The 15,265-nt window shown below is 71.4% G+C and carries 10 protein-coding genes, 1 tRNA gene and 1 pseudogene; 7 read left to right on the forward strand and 5 right to left on the reverse strand.

Features of this window, described 5'->3' with window-relative positions; genetic code table 11:
• The first annotated feature begins 22 nt into the window (after window positions 1-22).
• A tRNA-Arg gene (locus tag ACZ3ZE_RS33865) sits at window positions 23-95 on the forward strand.
• A gap of 103 nt (window positions 96-198) precedes the next feature.
• Here the strand turns inward: ACZ3ZE_RS33865 and ACZ3ZE_RS33870 are convergent.
• The 3 genes and pseudogenes from ACZ3ZE_RS33870 to ACZ3ZE_RS33880 all read right to left on the reverse strand — a co-directional run bounded on the left by ACZ3ZE_RS33870 (window position 199) and on the right by ACZ3ZE_RS33880 (window position 1,760).
• Window positions 199-554, reverse strand: a pseudogene (locus tag ACZ3ZE_RS33870) (arsenate reductase/protein-tyrosine-phosphatase family protein).
• A 94-nt stretch (window positions 555-648) separates the two neighbouring features.
• Complete coding sequence (locus tag ACZ3ZE_RS33875; protein WP_361171587.1) at window positions 649-1,377, reverse strand: aquaporin; 729 nt, start codon at window positions 1,375-1,377, stop codon at window positions 649-651.
• Window positions 1,374-1,760: an ArsR/SmtB family transcription factor gene (locus ACZ3ZE_RS33880; RefSeq protein ID WP_361171584.1), complete on the reverse strand. Its 387-nt coding sequence runs from the start codon at window positions 1,758-1,760 to the stop codon at window positions 1,374-1,376. The genes ACZ3ZE_RS33875 and ACZ3ZE_RS33880 overlap by 4 nt, the downstream gene beginning before the upstream one ends.
• A 105-nt stretch (window positions 1,761-1,865) precedes the next feature.
• Between ACZ3ZE_RS33880 and ACZ3ZE_RS33885 the strand changes: the two genes are divergently transcribed.
• The 3 genes from ACZ3ZE_RS33885 to ACZ3ZE_RS33895 all read left to right on the forward strand — a co-directional run bounded on the left by ACZ3ZE_RS33885 (window position 1,866) and on the right by ACZ3ZE_RS33895 (window position 8,091).
• Window positions 1,866-2,375: an ArsI/CadI family heavy metal resistance metalloenzyme gene (locus tag ACZ3ZE_RS33885; RefSeq protein WP_361172108.1), complete on the forward strand. Its 510-nt coding sequence runs from the start codon at window positions 1,866-1,868 to the stop codon at window positions 2,373-2,375.
• Between the two features lie 80 nt (window positions 2,376-2,455).
• A complete protein-coding gene (locus ACZ3ZE_RS33890; protein WP_361171581.1) occupies window positions 2,456-3,373 on the forward strand; it encodes a hypothetical protein in 918 nt (305 codons plus the stop codon).
• The gene (locus tag ACZ3ZE_RS33895) at window positions 3,361-8,091 is read left to right on the forward strand and encodes a caspase family protein (protein ID WP_467261791.1); all 4,731 of its coding nucleotides are present in this window, start codon (window positions 3,361-3,363) and stop codon (window positions 8,089-8,091) included. The genes ACZ3ZE_RS33890 and ACZ3ZE_RS33895 overlap by 13 nt, the downstream gene beginning before the upstream one ends.
• 45 nt (window positions 8,092-8,136) lie before the next feature.
• On the opposite strand, the gene ACZ3ZE_RS33900 is transcribed toward ACZ3ZE_RS33895, so the two are convergent.
• Both ACZ3ZE_RS33900 and ACZ3ZE_RS33905 read right to left on the reverse strand, forming a co-directional pair.
• Window positions 8,137-9,969 (reverse strand): MFS transporter, encoded by a 1,833-nt coding sequence (locus ACZ3ZE_RS33900; RefSeq protein ID WP_442304889.1) that lies wholly within the window; start codon window positions 9,967-9,969, stop codon window positions 8,137-8,139.
• A gap of 141 nt (window positions 9,970-10,110) precedes the next feature.
• The gene (locus ACZ3ZE_RS33905; protein ID WP_467261793.1) at window positions 10,111-12,711 is read right to left on the reverse strand and encodes a D-alanyl-D-alanine carboxypeptidase family protein; all 2,601 of its coding nucleotides are present in this window, start codon (window positions 12,709-12,711) and stop codon (window positions 10,111-10,113) included.
• 241 nt (window positions 12,712-12,952) lie between these two features.
• Between ACZ3ZE_RS33905 and ACZ3ZE_RS33910 the strand changes: the two genes are divergently transcribed.
• The 3 genes from ACZ3ZE_RS33910 (at window position 12,953) to ACZ3ZE_RS33920 (ending at window position 15,154) form a co-directional block, all read left to right on the forward strand.
• Complete coding sequence (locus tag ACZ3ZE_RS33910) at window positions 12,953-13,654, forward strand: GOLPH3/VPS74 family protein (protein ID WP_361171569.1); 702 nt, start codon at window positions 12,953-12,955, stop codon at window positions 13,652-13,654.
• A 224-nt stretch (window positions 13,655-13,878) separates the two neighbouring features.
• Window positions 13,879-14,757, forward strand: coding sequence for a helix-turn-helix domain-containing protein (locus tag ACZ3ZE_RS33915; protein WP_361171566.1), 879 nt, complete (start codon window positions 13,879-13,881; stop codon window positions 14,755-14,757).
• Window positions 14,758-14,953: 196 nt separating this feature from the next.
• The gene (locus tag ACZ3ZE_RS33920) at window positions 14,954-15,154 is read left to right on the forward strand and encodes a DUF397 domain-containing protein (RefSeq protein ID WP_361171563.1); all 201 of its coding nucleotides are present in this window, start codon (window positions 14,954-14,956) and stop codon (window positions 15,152-15,154) included.
• Window positions 15,155-15,265: the final 111 nt, after the last annotated feature.

A 15,265-nucleotide genomic window follows, 5' to 3' on the forward strand; every position in this document is an offset into this window, starting at 1 on the left:
CACTGTCGAGCGTTGGAACCCCGCCTTCGTAGCTCAGGGGATAGAGCACCGCTCTCCTAAAGCGGGTGTCGCAGGTTCGAATCCTGCCGGGGGCACAGGAAGAAGGGCCAGCTCACGGGAGTTTTTCCCGGACGCTGGCCCTTTCTCATGATCACGGCCGTGCCATCTAGATGCCAGTAGGCGCCGGGCCGCTCTACCTCACGCGCGGGCTTCGACGTCGAGTTCGGCCAGCAGGCCGCGGACAAGCCGCTCGATCGCGTCGCGGATGGGGCGGACGGTCGTCCCCCCTGGCCGGCGGGGTCGTCGAGCTTCCAGTCGAGGTAGCGCTTGCCGGGGAAGTAGGGACAGGCATCGCCGCAGCCCATCGTGATCACGACGTCGGATGCCCGCACCACTTCTGGGGTGAGCACCTTCGGGGTCTCGGCGGAGATGTCGATGCCCCGCTCTCGCATCGCTTCAACGACGGCCGGGTTCACGGTGTCGGAGGGGGCGGAACCCGCGGAGCGGACCTCCACCTGGCCGCCGCCGAGGTGGGCGAGGGAGGCTGCGGCCATCTGGGACCGGCCCGCGTTGTGGACGCATACGAACAACACGGAGGGGACGGCGGGAGCGGTCACGGTCGGGGCTTCCTGTGTCGAGGGTGGTGGTTCAGCGGCCGGCGGCCGCGAGTTCGGGTTCGCCGGACGGGGCGGTAGTCATGCCTGCGGGTGCAGAAGTACGGCCGAAGAGGGCGACGCCCAGGGCGACGCCGACCGCCGCGCCGATCAGTTGGGCGACGATGAACGGCTGCGCCGAGACCGGCGCGATGCCCGCGAAGGTGTCGGAAAAGGCCCGCGCGATCGTGACGGCGGGGTTGGCGAAGCTGGTCGACGAGGTGAACCAGTAGGCAGCGCCGATGTAGGACGCCACGAGGACCGGACTGAACCGCTGCTGAGCCGTACGGCCCAGACCGAGGACCAGGAGGACCAGGCCCGTGGTGGCGACGATCTCGCCCAGCCACAGGTGACCTGTCGACCGGTCATGAGTGGAGAGCCGGACCAGAGGTTCGGCGAACATCGCGTTCGCCAGTACCGCGCCGACGATCTGCGCGGGCACATAGGCCGCCACAGCGCGCAGCTCCAAGCCGTCGCCGTCACGGCGTCCGGTCCACCACAGCGCCAGGGTGACCGCCGGGTTGAAGTGAGCACCGGAGACCGGGCCCAGCAGAGCGATCAGCACGCCGAGGCCGAAGACGGTCGCCAGAGAGTTGGCGAGCAGTCGGAGACCCACGTCGTGGGTCAGCTCGGTGGCCTGGACGCCGGAGCCGACCACGATCGCGACGAGTGCAGCGGTACCGATCAGCTCGGCCAGGGCGCGGCGCCCCAGAGAAGGCGTCATCCGGCTACCCCGGTCGGTACGGCTTCGGCCGGCGCCTGGAGGAGTGAGGAGAGCCGGGCGAGGGCAGCGGGCAGCATCCAGTAGTAGACCCAGGTGCCGCGCCGCTCGGAACCCACCAGGCCCGCTTCCCTCAGCACCTTCAGGTGATGGGAGATCGTGGGCTGGGAGACGTCGAAGGGACCGGTGAGGTCACACACGCAGGCTTCGCCGCCTTCGTGCGAGGCGATCAGCGAGAGCAGCCGCAGCCGGATCGGGTCCGACAGCGCCTTGAACATCCTGGCCAGGTCGACGGCGTCCTCTTCGCCCAGCGGCTCACGGACCATCGGCGAGCAGCACGCCACCTGATCGTCCTGCCCGATCACCAGCAACTCTGATTTCGACATACGTCTATATTGACAGCCATCTAATCCAGTGGCAACGTCGACCTCACCAAACTGTATCGACATTCATCGAAACAGCACCGGTTCGTGAAGATCAGGGAGACCGCCATGTGCCGCGTCCAGCTCGCTCTCCGCGTCGCCGACCTCGAAGGCTCCGTCGCGTTCTACTCAAAGCTGTTCGGCGTCGGGCCCGCGAAGCGCCGCCCCGGATACGCCAACTTCGCCGTGGCCGTGCCGCCGCTCAAGCTCGTCCTCATCGAGGGCGAGGCCGGCGAGGACACCCGACTCGACCACTTGGGTGTGGAGGTCGAAAGCACCGACCAGGTCACCGCGGCCATCACGCGCCTGAAGGACGCCGGACTGGCCACCTTCGAGGAGAACGACGCCGCGTGCTGCTACGCCCTCCAGGACAAGGTCTGGGTCACCGGCCCCGGCAAGGAGCCCTGGGAGGTCTACGTGGTCACGGCCGACGCCGACACCCTCACCAAGGCCACCAAGACCGCGCCCGACGCGTGCTGCGGCACCACGGCCTGCTGCACCCCCGAGGAGAAGGCCGTCGACCCGGCGCGGACTCCGGAGCAGGCGAAGGGAGCCGCCGGCTGCTCGTGCGGCTCCTGAGATTCCGCGAGGCCCGGACCGACCCGTGCGGCGCGTCCGCGCGCGCGGATAGGCTGGGCAGGCATCCAGGGGAGGGGCGCGTGGCAAGAGTCGTCTTCGTACACGGTGTCGGCAAGCAGTACCTCAGCGAGGATTCGCTGGCCCGGGACATCGTCCCGGAGCTGCGGGGCGGCACACGACTGGCAGGCGGCCCGGTGCCCTCGGAGAGCGAGGTGGACGTCGCCTTCTACGGTGACCTGTTCCGCCCGCTCGGCGCCCGGGCGGGCGGACTCCCCCGCTACGACGCCTCCGACGTGGAGACCGAGGAGGAGTTCGCTCTCCTCATGGCCTGGTGGGCCGAGGCGGCCCGGACCGACCCCGCCGTGCCCGGGCCCCACGAGACCGGTGGGCGCGGTCCGGTCGGGTGGGGTGCCTCGCAGGCGATGCGGCTGCGCGCGGTGCGGGCCGCACTGGACGCCCTCACGGGCGCACGGTTCCTGCATGGCGTCCTCGACCAGGTGCTCGTCGGCGATCTGAAGCAGGTGGCCGGCTACTTCGCCGACGAGACCGTCCGCGACGCGGCACGGGAGCGGGTCGCCGCCCGGATCACGCCGGAGACCCGGGTGGTCGTCGCCCACTCCCTCGGCTCCGTGATCGCCTACGAGACCCTCTGCGACGAGAGGCTCGCCGCCGGCTGGGACGTCCACGCCCTGGTCACCCTGGGCTCGCCGCTGGGCATGGGTGCACTGGTCCTGGACCGCCTGCGGCCCGAGCCCGTCGGCCGGTTGGCCCGGTGGCCGCGGCCACTGCGCTCCTGGACCAACATCGCGGACGCGACCGACATCGTCGCCGTCGTGCGCGAACTCCGTCCGGCCTTCGGCCCTCGCGTGACCGACCTCAGCGTGCACAACGGCACGCACATGCACGACGCCACCCGCTATCTCACGGCCGTGGAGACCGGCCAGGCCATCGTCAAGGCGCTGGCGCCGGAGAGCGGGACCGGCGGATGCGCTATCTGATCGCCGCGGGAACGCGGCACTACGGCAGACACCCCGGCCTCACCGAGCTGCCCCTGGCGCACGACGACGTCGACCGCGTCGTCCGGTTCTTCACCTCGCCTCGGATGGGGTACACGCGGGTCCTCGAGGAGCAGTCCCTGGACCCCGAGGCCGATGCCTTCGAGGACGCCCTCTCCGAGTGGTGCATCGGCTCCGACCTCACCCCGGACGACGTGGTCGTCGTCTACTACGCGGGCCACGGCGACCAGCCGACACCGGGCGGACGGTACCGGCTCGCCTGCGCCGACAGCCGGGAGGGTCACGCCCGTTCCTGGCTTTCCCTGGAGAACCTCACGGAGGCACTGGCGGCGTCTCCGGTACGCCATGTGCTGTTCGTCATCGACGCCTGTCACGCGTCGGCCGGTGCCGCCGAGATCACGGCCGTGGCCCGTGGCATCGTGGCGGCGCGGCCACGCTCGGACTCCTACGGCTCCGGCACGTGGGTACTCGCCTCCGCCCGTCACCGCGACACGGCCAAGGACGGCGCGTTCGTCACCCGCCTGGTGGAGGCCTGCGAACGCGGCGACGGGCCGTCCCAGCGCTACCTCTCCCCCGCAACGGTGACCGGCCGGATCAACCGCGCGTTCGAGGAGCTCGGGGAGCGTCAGCGCACGGCATGCTCCTCTTCCGACCAGACCGAACAGCCGCCGTTCTTCCGCAACCCCGCTCACGACCCGAGCGCGGAGGTGGCCCCCGGCGGAACGCCGTCCGACGAGGTCTCGGACCTGACCTCGCACTTCGAACCCCGGGGACGTGGCGTCGAGCACGTGCACGACTCCGGCTCGTACTTCACCGGACGGGGCCACGCCCTCACCGTGCTCCGTGACCAGCTGAACGGCGAAGGCAGCCGCGGCGCTCTGGCCGTCACGGCCGCGCCCGGCTCCGGCAAGTCGGCGGTGCTGGGACGACTGGTGCTCGAAGAGCACTCGGACGTGTCGATCAACGCCCATCACCAGGTGCTGGACGACATCGTCGGGAGACTTGCCGCTGCCGCGGACCTCACCGCCGCGCTCCCGGCCACGCTACTCAAGGCGCTGGCCGACCGGGAGCGCCCGCTCCGCGTCGTCGTCGACTCCCTCGACGAAGCCGGCCCGGCCGACGACAAGGCCGAGGCCCAGCGCATCGCATGGGACCTGCTGCGTCCGCTCGCGGCGATCCCGTGCGTGCGCCTCGTGGTCGGCACCCGCCGGGAACTCCTCCCGTACCTCGGCGACCGGGTCCGGGCCGTCGACCTGGACAGCCCCCAGTACGCGGACGACACCGACACCGCGGAGTACGTCGAGCGCATCCTGACGGACGCAGGTTCCCCGTACGAGGAGGCACCCGACAGCGCTCGCGCCATCGCCGAGGAGGTCGCCCGCCGCGCCGGCCACTGCTTCCTCGTGGCCCGCATGGTGGCGAGCGCGCTGCTCCGCGGCGAGCCCGTCGACACGAGCACCCCGGGCTGGGCCCTGTCGCTGCCCTCGGACGTGGGCGGTGCCTTCGAGGAGTACCTGCGACGGCTTCCGAACGAGCGGCGGGAGAACGCCACCTCGCTCCTCACGGCCCTGGCGTTCGGCGAGGGCCACGGACTGCCGCGCAAGATCTGGCTCTCGGCCGCGCGGCGCCTCTCCGAGCTCCCCTTGCGCGAGGCGGACATCGACGCGCTGATCGAGGAGAACGGCTCGTACCTGTCGAGCGTGGAAGTGGCAGGGATCAAGCACTTCCGCCTCTATCACCAGGAACTGACGGACCACCTGCGACAGCGCATGCTGCGTCGCCGGGACCTCCGGGACGTCGCCGAGCACTTCGTCGCCACCCTGCTCGACCTGACTCCCGATCGTGACTGGTACCGCGCCCACCCCTACGTCCGCGCCCACCTGGCCACGCACGCGGCGGCGGCGGGCACCATCGAGCACTTCGTGACGGACCCCGCGTTCGTGCTCGCCGCGGAACCGACGGGACTGCTGCCCGCGGTCCGGCACGTACGGGACGACCCGGCCCTGGCGCTTGCGGTGGAGCGCTACGTGGGCACCCTCGGCGGCTCCGCCCTCCACGGCACGGACCGGGCCGCACGGCTCGCCTTCGCCGCGGAATCGCACGGAGCGTCCGAGCTCGCCCGGCGCGCGGAGAAGCTGTCGGATTCGGTGCAGCGTCTGCGGGTCGAGTCCCGCCCCGTGAGTCCGCACCGCATCGTCGGCAGGCACGAGGACGTGTCGTACTCCACGACGTCGTTCAGCAGTAGCTGGCTGGTCGAGGACACGACGCTGCCGGACGGGGGCCGGGTCGTCCTGGCCGTCCGACAGGACGGACTCACGCTCGAGTCGGTCACGGGCGCCACGCACGTGCACCTGTGGGCCCTCGACGCGCCGTCGACGTCGACGGTGCTGCCGCATCCGGCCACCGTGGTCGGCCTCGCTCTCCTGCCGGCCCGTCAGGGGCCGCCGCTGGCGGTCACCCTCGACGCCGCGGGAGACCTCCGCGTCTGGGATCTCGTGGAGCGCACCCTCGTCCGGCACGTCCCGGGCACGGGGTACGAGGCGATCCTCGACACCGGCGAGCTGAGTTCCGGTACCCCGGTCGTGGTGTGCAGTGGCAAGGAGCGGGTCGTCGTCCACGACCTCACGACGGGGCCGGTCCTCGACGTGGAGTGCCCCAGGTCGCCCGACGCCCTCGGCGACCCGGGAGCGACCGCCAGGCTGGTCCCGACCGGGGACGTCGAGCCGGCGCTGATCGTCTGCGACGGTGTCCGGGGAACCGTCACCCGGTGGACGATCGGGCACCCGGGCACGTACGCGACGCTGCTGGAGGAGCTGGACAGCCCCCGGCTGCTCGACGGGACGCTCCGGTCAGGAGACACCGCGACTGTCGCGATCGGGGAGGGAACGTACCAAAGCGGGGGACCACACCGGCTCTTCCTGCTCGACTGCGCCTCCGGCAGAGCCTCGTCCACGGATCAGGACAAGTACAGCCACTGGCTCCAGGGCGGCTTCGTGTCCCTGGACGACGCGAATCACGTGCTCGTCGCTCACCAGCGCTGGGGCGACGTCCAGATCATCTCGACGGCGACGGGGCAGGTCGCCACCACCGCGACGCCCGCGGTCTCCGCCGAGTTCTTCGTCCCGGCCCCCACGGCGCTGCGCGGGCGGATCCACAGCGTGGTCGGCGGCCACATCGAAGGGGTCCAGGTACTGGACTGCTCCACAGGCCTGCCCGTCAGTGCCCCGATGTACGGCCACGAGGGTGCGGTGAGCACCGTGCACCTGCTCGGCTCGGGCACGCCGGAGACTCTGGACATCCTCACCCTCGGCAACGACGGCACGGCACGGCTCTGGCAGTGGCGGTACGACGACGGCGCCCGGCATCAGGACCAGACGGCGAACGAAAGCAGGGACACCACCCTCTTCTACCTGGCCCACACCCAGGCGGTCCACGGATGGAGCGCGTTCCCCGACATCGCCGTGGCCAGCTCTTGGGGCGGCCTTCGGCTGGTGGACGCCACCGTCCTGGACGGCGCCGAGACCGAGGGCGGAGAACTGGCCGGACGCACGTTGCTCGAGATCCACAACGCGATGGAGAGCTGGAAGGAGGACCCGGACGGCTCCGCGCACCTGCTCGTCAAATCCGAGAAGATCGTCGACACCGGCACCGAGTCGCTGACGCAAGCCGACTTCTCCTGGCACCACATCACCGCTCCCGAATCCGTGGTGTGCGCTGAGCCGGACCGTCTCACGTCGGTCCCGTGGGGCGTGGAGTGCCACCTGGTGCCGGCCTCCGCCCTCCACGCCTCGGCCCGTTTGGTCGGCTACTGCCCGGAGGAGGGCAGGCTGTACACGGTCGCGTCCCACGGTGCCGGTACCGAGACGGGGCAGAGCTGGTGGAAGGTCGACACCTCCCTGGAAATGGTTCACTCCACGGCCTTCACCGCACGATCAGGGCACGCGGTCCTCCTGGTCGGAGTACGTCCAGCCGCTGTCCGTGGGGACTTCACCATCGCCCACCACTTCGTCGCAGCTCACCTGCCGGGCGCCGACGACGTCACCCGGGGATTCCTCTGGGACGCCACCGCCGACAAGCCCCTGCGCGACGAGCCCCTCGAGCTGCCGGCCCGGCTGACGGCCCTGGTACCGCATCACGCCGCCGAGGGGACCCGTTACGTCGCACTGGCCTGCCGCGACGGAAAGGCGGCCGTCCTCGATCTGGAGACTGACCGGGCCCTGCCCATCCACCCCGCCGCGCGGGACCACGACAGGAGAGGTCTGGCCACTCGCAGGGAGCTCACCAAGGGCAGCGGCTTCTTTCTTCGCTGGGCCGACATGCCCGGCGGGTCAGCCGTGCTCCTGTACATGGACGCGACCGAGTCCGGCGAATCCGTCACGCTCCCCGTGACCCTCTGGAACTCCGCCACGCCCGAGGCCCCCACACGCACCCTCGCCGTCCGAGCGCGGCGTCTCCTGTGGACGGGGGCCGCACCCAGCGGGGAGGCCGTGGTCGCCGTCAGCGACGCGCACGGGGTCGCCCTGTGCCACCTTCCCAGCGGGGAGCGGATCTGGGCGGCACCGCTGCCCGCGCTGGTGACGTCGGGGACCGTACTGCCCGGGAGCCCGACACTGGACCTCGCCGTGGGGACGCAGCAAGGAGTCGTCCTGCTGCGTCCGCGCCTCTTGGCGGCCTGGAAGAGACGCCTCGGAGTCGCCTGACCCCACGGCCCGCGCCCGGCGCTGCGGCCCGCCGCGGTCACTCGCTCAGCGCAGCTCCTCCGGGCAGGTGGTGCCGCGCGGGAAGAGCTTGTACGGGGCGCCCAGGCGGTAGGTGCCTGGTTTGGGGGCGAGGAGTTCGGTCCATTCGTCGCCCTCCGCGTCCGGTTCTGCCTTCAGGAGGCAGCCCTCCTTGTTGGCGAAGGTCTTCGGGAGGTCCGTTTCGGAGGCTTCGCGGGCCTGTTTCGAGGCTTCCGTCTCCTGGGGGGGTTCGATCTTGGTGCCGTCGGCGTCGAGGAGGGCGAGCCACGGGGAGTACGGGACGCGGATCAGGACGCGGCCGGGGGTGTCGAGGCGGATGACGACCTCGTTGGACTCGGCGCGCTGGACCTGGGCCGGGGGGTCCGCCAGGGGGGTCGGGTCGGTGACCTCGTACAGGCGCCAGTTCGCGTCCGACCAGATCTGCTTCAGGTAGGGCAGGCCCTCGTCGACCAGTTCCGCCTCGCGTTCGGCGCCCGAGTCGGGGGCGCCCGTCGGCAGGACGACGTAGTGGACGGCCCAGCGGCCGAGCCAGTCCTGGTAGTTCGACGCGTTCAGGGTGTCGTCGTAGAAGAGCGGGTTGCGCTCCATGTCGGCCTGGCGGTTCCAGCCGCGGGCCAGGTTGATGTACGGGGCCAGGGCGGACGACTCGCGGTGGCTGGAGGCCGGGACGACCTCCACGCGGGCCTTCTCCGCGCCCCGTACCTGGAGCTGGTTGATCAGCGGCGCCACCTCGCGCGCCCAGGACGCGTCCGGGGCGGTGCGGATCACGTCGTCGACGCCCTTGAAGCCGATCCAGAAGTTCAGGCCGGCGAAGGCCAGGACGATCGCGTACCAGCGGCGGGAGCGCGGCAGCGTGTAGGGGAGCGCCGCAAGGAGGACCACGCCCGCGAACAGCATCACCAGGCGCGAGACGTTCGAGCCGATCTGCGAGTCGACGAGCCAGGTGAGGAGCGTGCCCGCCGAGTACACCGCCGCGCCCGTGCGGACCGTGCGCCAGTCCCGGGGGACGAGCACGAGGCACAGGATGCCGAAGAGGAGCGGGAGGGACGTCGACATGAACGACATCGGCTGCGTCCCCGAGAAGGGGAACAGCCACGCCGACAGGGCCACCACCGCCACCGGGGCCAGGCCCAGGGCGTACGCGCCGGGGCGCCGCTTGTTGAGGAAGAGGGCCGCCGCCGCCACGCCCAGGAACAGGCCCGCCACCGGACTGCACGCCGTCGCCAGGCCGGCCAGCGGTGCCGCCACCGCCGCCTTCGCCCAGCGGCGGTACCGCCAGCGGTGCGGCCAGCAGAAGACCGCCGCGACCGCGCCGAGCGCGAACATCATGCCGAGGCCGAAGGTCACCCGCCCCGACAGCGCGTTGCACAGGAACGCGAAGACCCCGGCCAGCGCGCACGCCATCGGGTTGCGGACCGCCCGCACCCGCACCAGGATCAGCGCCGTCAGCGCCGCCGACAGCGTCCCCGCGATCATCATCGTGGTCCGCACGCCCAGCACCGACATCACGTACGGCGACACCACGCTGTACGAGACCGGGTGCATCCCCCCGTACCAGGCGAGGTTGTACGCCGAGTCCGGGTGCCGTCCGACGAACTCCGCCCACGCGTCCTGCGCGGCCAGATCGCCGCCGCTGTTCGCGAAGAAGAAGAACCAGAGGACATGAGTGACGGCCGCGACGGCCGTCGCGACGAGGACCGTGTAGCGGCGCTTGCGCCGCGGCGCGGCCGGGGGCGCGGGCGGTTCCGGGGCCGGTCGCTGGCCCGGGAGCTCTATTCGCGAAGGCGAAGACACGTGGGTTTGGCCTCCGGTTTCCCGGGTCCCCTCTGCGGTGGTCAACTGCGGCCCTCTCCCCTGCCCTGCCCGGCTCTGCTGGTGCCTTTCCGTACCGGCGGTTCCGCTTCCCGTCCCCGGGCACGACGCTAACAGCTGGGTGCCCGGGGAGCTCCCCGGGCACCCGGTGGGATCAGTCCACTCGGCTCAGCCGACGCGCGTCAGCTTCTTGTCGAGACCCGGCTCGATCAGGTCGCCCTGCAGCGCCACCGGCGCGCTGACCTTGCCGTTGCCCGTGCCGATCGACACCTGGCCGACCACGTCACCGGCCTTCCCGGAGTGCGGCACGGCCGTTCCGCCGTTCGTGAGCTCCAGGTCCACCTTCAGCCCCGGCCAGCCGATCGCCCGCAGCTCCTTGGTCGCCACCACCGGCGTCCGGCCGCCGAGGCCGTCGTCCACGTACCCGACGACCTGCCCCTTCTTCACCACGGCCGCGGACGTGACGTCCTTCTGCGCCTGCCGGATCACCTTGAGGCTGTTCGCGATGGCCAGGTCCAGCTTCTGGTAGAGCTGGTCGGCGTCCTTCGCGCCCATCACGATGCCGAGGATGCGCTGCTTCTTGCCGTCGACGACCGTGTTCGCCGCCCACAGCAGATTGCCGCCGGCCGGGGTCGACGAACCCGTCTTGATGCCGCTGACGCCCGGCTCCAGCAGGATCGTGTTGTTGTTCTCGATCCGGCCGGGGATGCCGTCGACCGTCAGGTTCGGCATGTCCACGATCTCGCGGAACACGTCGTACTGCATGACCGCCTTCGCCAGCTTCAGCTGGTCCAGCGGGGTCGACACGGTGCTCGACTGCAGACCGGACGGGTCCGTGTACGTCGAGTCCGTCATCCCCAGCTCCTTGGCCGCGGCGTTCATCTTCTCGACGAACGCGGCCTCCGAACCGGCGTCCCAGCGGGCCAGCAGCCGCGCCACGTTGTTGCCCGACGGGATCATCAGGAGCTGCAGCAGCTCCTTCTCCGTGTAGGACTGCCCCTCCTTGATCGGGGCCGTCGACTCGTCCTTCGCCTTCGCCTGCTCACCGGCGATCGCGTCGACCTCGATCTTCGGGCCCTTCGCCGTCCCCTTGATCGGGTGGTCGCGGAGGATCACGTACGCCGTCATCGTCTTCGCGACGCTCGCGATCGGCGCCGCCTTCTGCGGGCCGTACGTGCCCAGCGAGCCCACGCCCTCGACCTCCGCGGCGCCCTGCCCCTCGGACGGCCACGGCATCTGCAGCGCACCGCCCTCGAAGGTGTACGTGGGCGCGGCCGACAGCGTCAGCGCCGGGTCCGGCAGCGGCCGCACGATCTGTACGACCGCAAACACGACGAGCACGAGCAGGACGATCGGGGTCCAGATCTTCACCCGCCGCACACCGGTCCGCAGCGGCGTCTCCGGCGGCGGCGGCGTGTTCGTCAGCTCCGCCAGGATCTCCAGCGGCGGACGCGGCGGCAGCGGCTGCTGCCGGGTCCGCTCCGCCTCGGCGAGGGACGGGGGTACGGGGGTGGGGGCCGGCGCCTGCGCCTGCGCCTTGGCGGCGGGCGGCGGGGTGACCGGGGTCGGGCTCGCCTGCGGCGTCGGCTTCGGCGTCGGCTTGGGCTGCTCCTGAGTGATGTCGCCCTGGAGCGGGCGGAACATCGACTCCGGCAGCTTCAGGGCCGTGGTGGGCTGGTCGACCACGGGTGCCTTGGGCTCCGCCGGGAGCTTGGGCGCCTTGAAGACTGCGGTCGGCTGGTCCACGGGGGTGGGGTCGGCGGCCGGGGTGGGCGCCTTGGATGCGGTGGCCGGGGCGGCCGGGGCGGCCGGGGTGCGGTCCGCGGCCGGCTCGGTTGCCGGCTTCCCCTCCGCCGTGGGCTCGCCCTCGGACGCCGTCGCCTTCCGCGCGGCGAACCAGGACTCGCCACCGGCGGCGGCAGCCGCCTTCGACTCCTCGGAGGCGTCGTTGTCGTCGCCCTTGGCCCAGGAAGTGGTCCGGGCCGGGGAGGCCTCGGGGACGGTGCCCGTCTCGGACGCGGTGGCGGCCTCGGGCGCGGTCTCGGGCGCCGGAGCGGTCTCGGACCGCTCCTCGGCGTCGGGCGCGGCGTCGGCGGCCCCCATCTGCTCCTCGGAGTCGTCCTCCGGGCCGACAGGCTCGGCGACGGGCTCTGCCCCGGCGGCCTCCGGCTCGGCAACGTGCTCTGCCTCAGCAGCCTCCGGCTCAGCGGCAGCCACGGCCTCCGCCCCCGGCTCGCCCGTCTTGGGCGCGTCGCCGGACGCCTCGCCGGACGCCTCGGCAGCCGCCTCGCCGCCCCGAGCGCCCTCGGTGCCCTCCGGCGCCTCCGCGCCCTCCGCGCCCTCCGCGCCCTCCTCGTCCTCCGTGGCGACCCACGCCGCCACAGCAGCCCTCAGCCGGTCGCCGCCCCCCGGGGCGTCCCCGGCCGGCGCGTCCGTGCCCTCGGCGACCTCCTGGACGGCGTCCTCGGCGCTCTCCCGGGCGTCCTCACCGGAAGAGCCCCCCTCACGCGCGCCCTGAGCGCCCTGCGCGCCCTCGACGGCCTCGGCGCCCTCCTCAGCCGCCTCCCCGGAAGCGGCACCCCCGGACGCCGTCTCCGGATCCCGCGCCGTCCCGGCGCGGCCCGTGTCCTCCGGTGCCGTCCGCGGAGCCAGCGCCTTGAAGACCGCCGTCGGCTCGTCCACGCGGAGCACGGACAGCCGCGGGTCCTTGCCGTCGCCGCCGGCCGCGCTCTCCCGCTGCTCCGCCTTGTCGGGGGACTCGCCCGCCACCGTGCCTCCTCCATGCGTCAGACGAAACGTCATACGCAACGTCATGCGAAACGTCATACGAAAAGCGTCCGGAACTCGTCCGGACGTCCGAACCATGTACCAGTGTCCTGTGTGGACCCCTTGGCTCCCGTGCTAGACGAGAACGACATACCTGCTGGTTCCCGTACGAACCGGCCAGGCACTCTCGACAGATGAATGTGAGAGGGGTCACCCTGTCATTCATCCACGCGGGGAGGCATGGATGGGCAGGAGCCGCAGAACAATTCCGGAGGAGCTTCTGCTGCTCGCTCTGGACCCGACCACGGGTACCACAGCGCAGCCGCAGTCGCTCGACCTCGGCCTGGCCGGAGCACAGCTAGTGGAGCTGGCTCTGGCAGGACGGATAGCCCCTGACGGGGATCGTATCGCCGTGGTGATGCCACGGCCGACCGGAGATCCGACTCTGGACTCCGCACTGGAACTGCTGCGCAGACGCGGCAGCCCGGTTCGGGCCGTCCACTGGATCGGCGGGCCCCGACTGGGGCTGCGTCAGATCTATCTCGCGCACCTGGAGCGCTGCGGCATGGTGCATGCCGTGGAGGGCCAGATGTGCGGGGTGCTGCCGACGACTCGCTACCAGGCGACGGACACGGCGATCAGCCGGGACATCCGATCCCGGCTGGACAGTGCGATCCGCACCGGCGTACCGCCGGACCCGCGGACCGCGGCGCTCGCCGCGCTGGCCCACGCGGTCGGTCTCGGCAAGCACCTGTACCCGGGGAACGAAGGACGGTCGTCGCGGTCCCGGCTGCGCGATCTGATCCGGCACGACCCCATGGGCGGACTCGTGGCGCACGCCGTGATGGACGTCCAGAACGGCGTGGCCGCACAGCCGCGCCGCAACGCGCCTGCGAGCGGGGTTCCGCAGCAGCCGCGCCGGGGCAGCATGGCCCGCGCCGTGTGACCCCGGGCGTGCGGTCGGCGTGCGAACAGCGCGTGACCCGCACCCCCTGATCCACACCGGGAGCCGCGAACGGGTGCGGGGCGGACGTCGTGACGTCCGCCCCGCACCCGCACGTCCGGTGCGCCCGTCTGGTGATTTCCCAGCGCACACCACACCTTTGGTGGCAGTCTGCCAAGCAGTAGATACTCACAGCTACGCAGCCGACAGCCGGAGGTGCAGTTTCCGTGGCGTCCAGTGTCAACCCCACCGTCAGGCGACGCCGATTGGGCCAGGAGCTGCGCCGGCTCCGGGAAGCGAAGAACATGACGGCCGAACAGGTCGCCGAGCGTCTCCTCGTCTCCCAGTCGAAGATCAGCCGCCTCGAGAACGGCCGTCGTTCCATCAGCCAGCGCGATGTGCGTGATCTGTGCGGGGTGTACGAGGTCGAGGACGAGCGGGTGGTGGACTCGCTCATGCAAATGGCCAAGGACTCCCGCCAGCAGGGCTGGTGGCACGCCTTCGGCGACATCCCGTACAGCGTCTACATCGGTCTGGAGACCGACGCGGAGAGCCTGCGGGTGTACGAGCCGCAGATCATCCCCGGGCTGCTGCAGACGCACGGCTACGCCGAGGCGGTCATCAGCGGGGCGCTGCCCGAGACGACGCCCGTCGACATCGACAAGCGGGTCACCGTCCGCACCCGCCGCCAGGACCGCATCAAGGCCGAGGAGCGCCCGCTGCGCCTGTGGGCCGTGATCGACGAGGGCGCGCTGCGCCGGGTCGTCGGCAGCCGGCGGCTGATGGTGGAACAGCTGGAGCACCTGGTCGAGCAGTCGCTGCTGCCGCATGTGACGGTGCAGGTGCTGCCGTTCGACATGGGCGCGCACCCGGGCATCAGCGGGCATTACGCGATCCTGGAGTTCCCCGACACGTCCGATTCCAGCGTGGTCTACATCGAGGGCGTGACGAGCGACCTGTACCTGGAGAAGGCGCAGGACGTCGCGAAGTACAGCGTGATGTACGAGCACTTGCGGGCGCAGGCGCTGAACGCCGAGCAGACCCGGGAGTTCGTGTCGCGGATCGCGAAGGAGTACGCGGACGGGGAGGCTGCGGAAGCGGGGTGAATGCCGCTGTTCGGGCTGGCGACACGAGGAGAGGCCGGTACGGTACACCCCCGACTGACCTCAGCGGAAGCGCAGTTGGAATATGCCATCCGGTCGAGTGAACGCCAGTCCCGCCGGACGGGGCCGGGCGAGTAGCGTCGATCACGCCAAGCCAAGAACGTTGGCGTGACACCTACAGAAACCGGAGTTGAGAAACATGGGCATCATTCAGGGCGGCACGGACAACTGGACCAAGTCCTCGTATTCCGGCGGCAACGGGGCCTGCATCGAGGTCAAGTCCCCCGTCGTGAGCGCGATCGCGGTCCGTGACTCCAAGGCCCCCGAGGGTCCTTCGATCTCCTTCGGACCGGGTTCCTGGAACGCCTTCGTGGGCGAGGTGACCGCCGGGGTCCTGTGACCCCCGGCGCGCACCGCACCACCGCACCGCACCACCGCACCACCGCACCACCGCACCACCGCACCGCAGGAAAAGAGCCCTCTCGACCGGTCCGCCGTCCTGGCCGAGGGG

It is taken from the genome of Streptomyces sp. NPDC023157, from assembly GCF_055560575.1.

Coding starts and splice junctions, on each gene's coding strand:
- ACZ3ZE_RS33880 (WP_361171584.1), bottom strand. CDS start 1,760: ATGTCGAAATCAGAGTTGCTGGTGATCGGGCAGGACGATCAGGTGGCG.
- ACZ3ZE_RS33895 (WP_467261791.1), top strand. CDS start 3,361: ATGCGCTATCTGATCGCCGCGGGAACGCGGCACTACGGCAGACACCCC.
- ACZ3ZE_RS33885 (WP_361172108.1), top strand. CDS start 1,866: ATGTGCCGCGTCCAGCTCGCTCTCCGCGTCGCCGACCTCGAAGGCTCC.
- ACZ3ZE_RS33920 (WP_361171563.1), top strand. CDS start 14,954: ATGGGCATCATTCAGGGCGGCACGGACAACTGGACCAAGTCCTCGTAT.
- ACZ3ZE_RS33875 (WP_361171587.1), bottom strand. CDS start 1,377: ATGACGCCTTCTCTGGGGCGCCGCGCCCTGGCCGAGCTGATCGGTACC.
- ACZ3ZE_RS33910 (WP_361171569.1), top strand. CDS start 12,953: ATGGGCAGGAGCCGCAGAACAATTCCGGAGGAGCTTCTGCTGCTCGCT.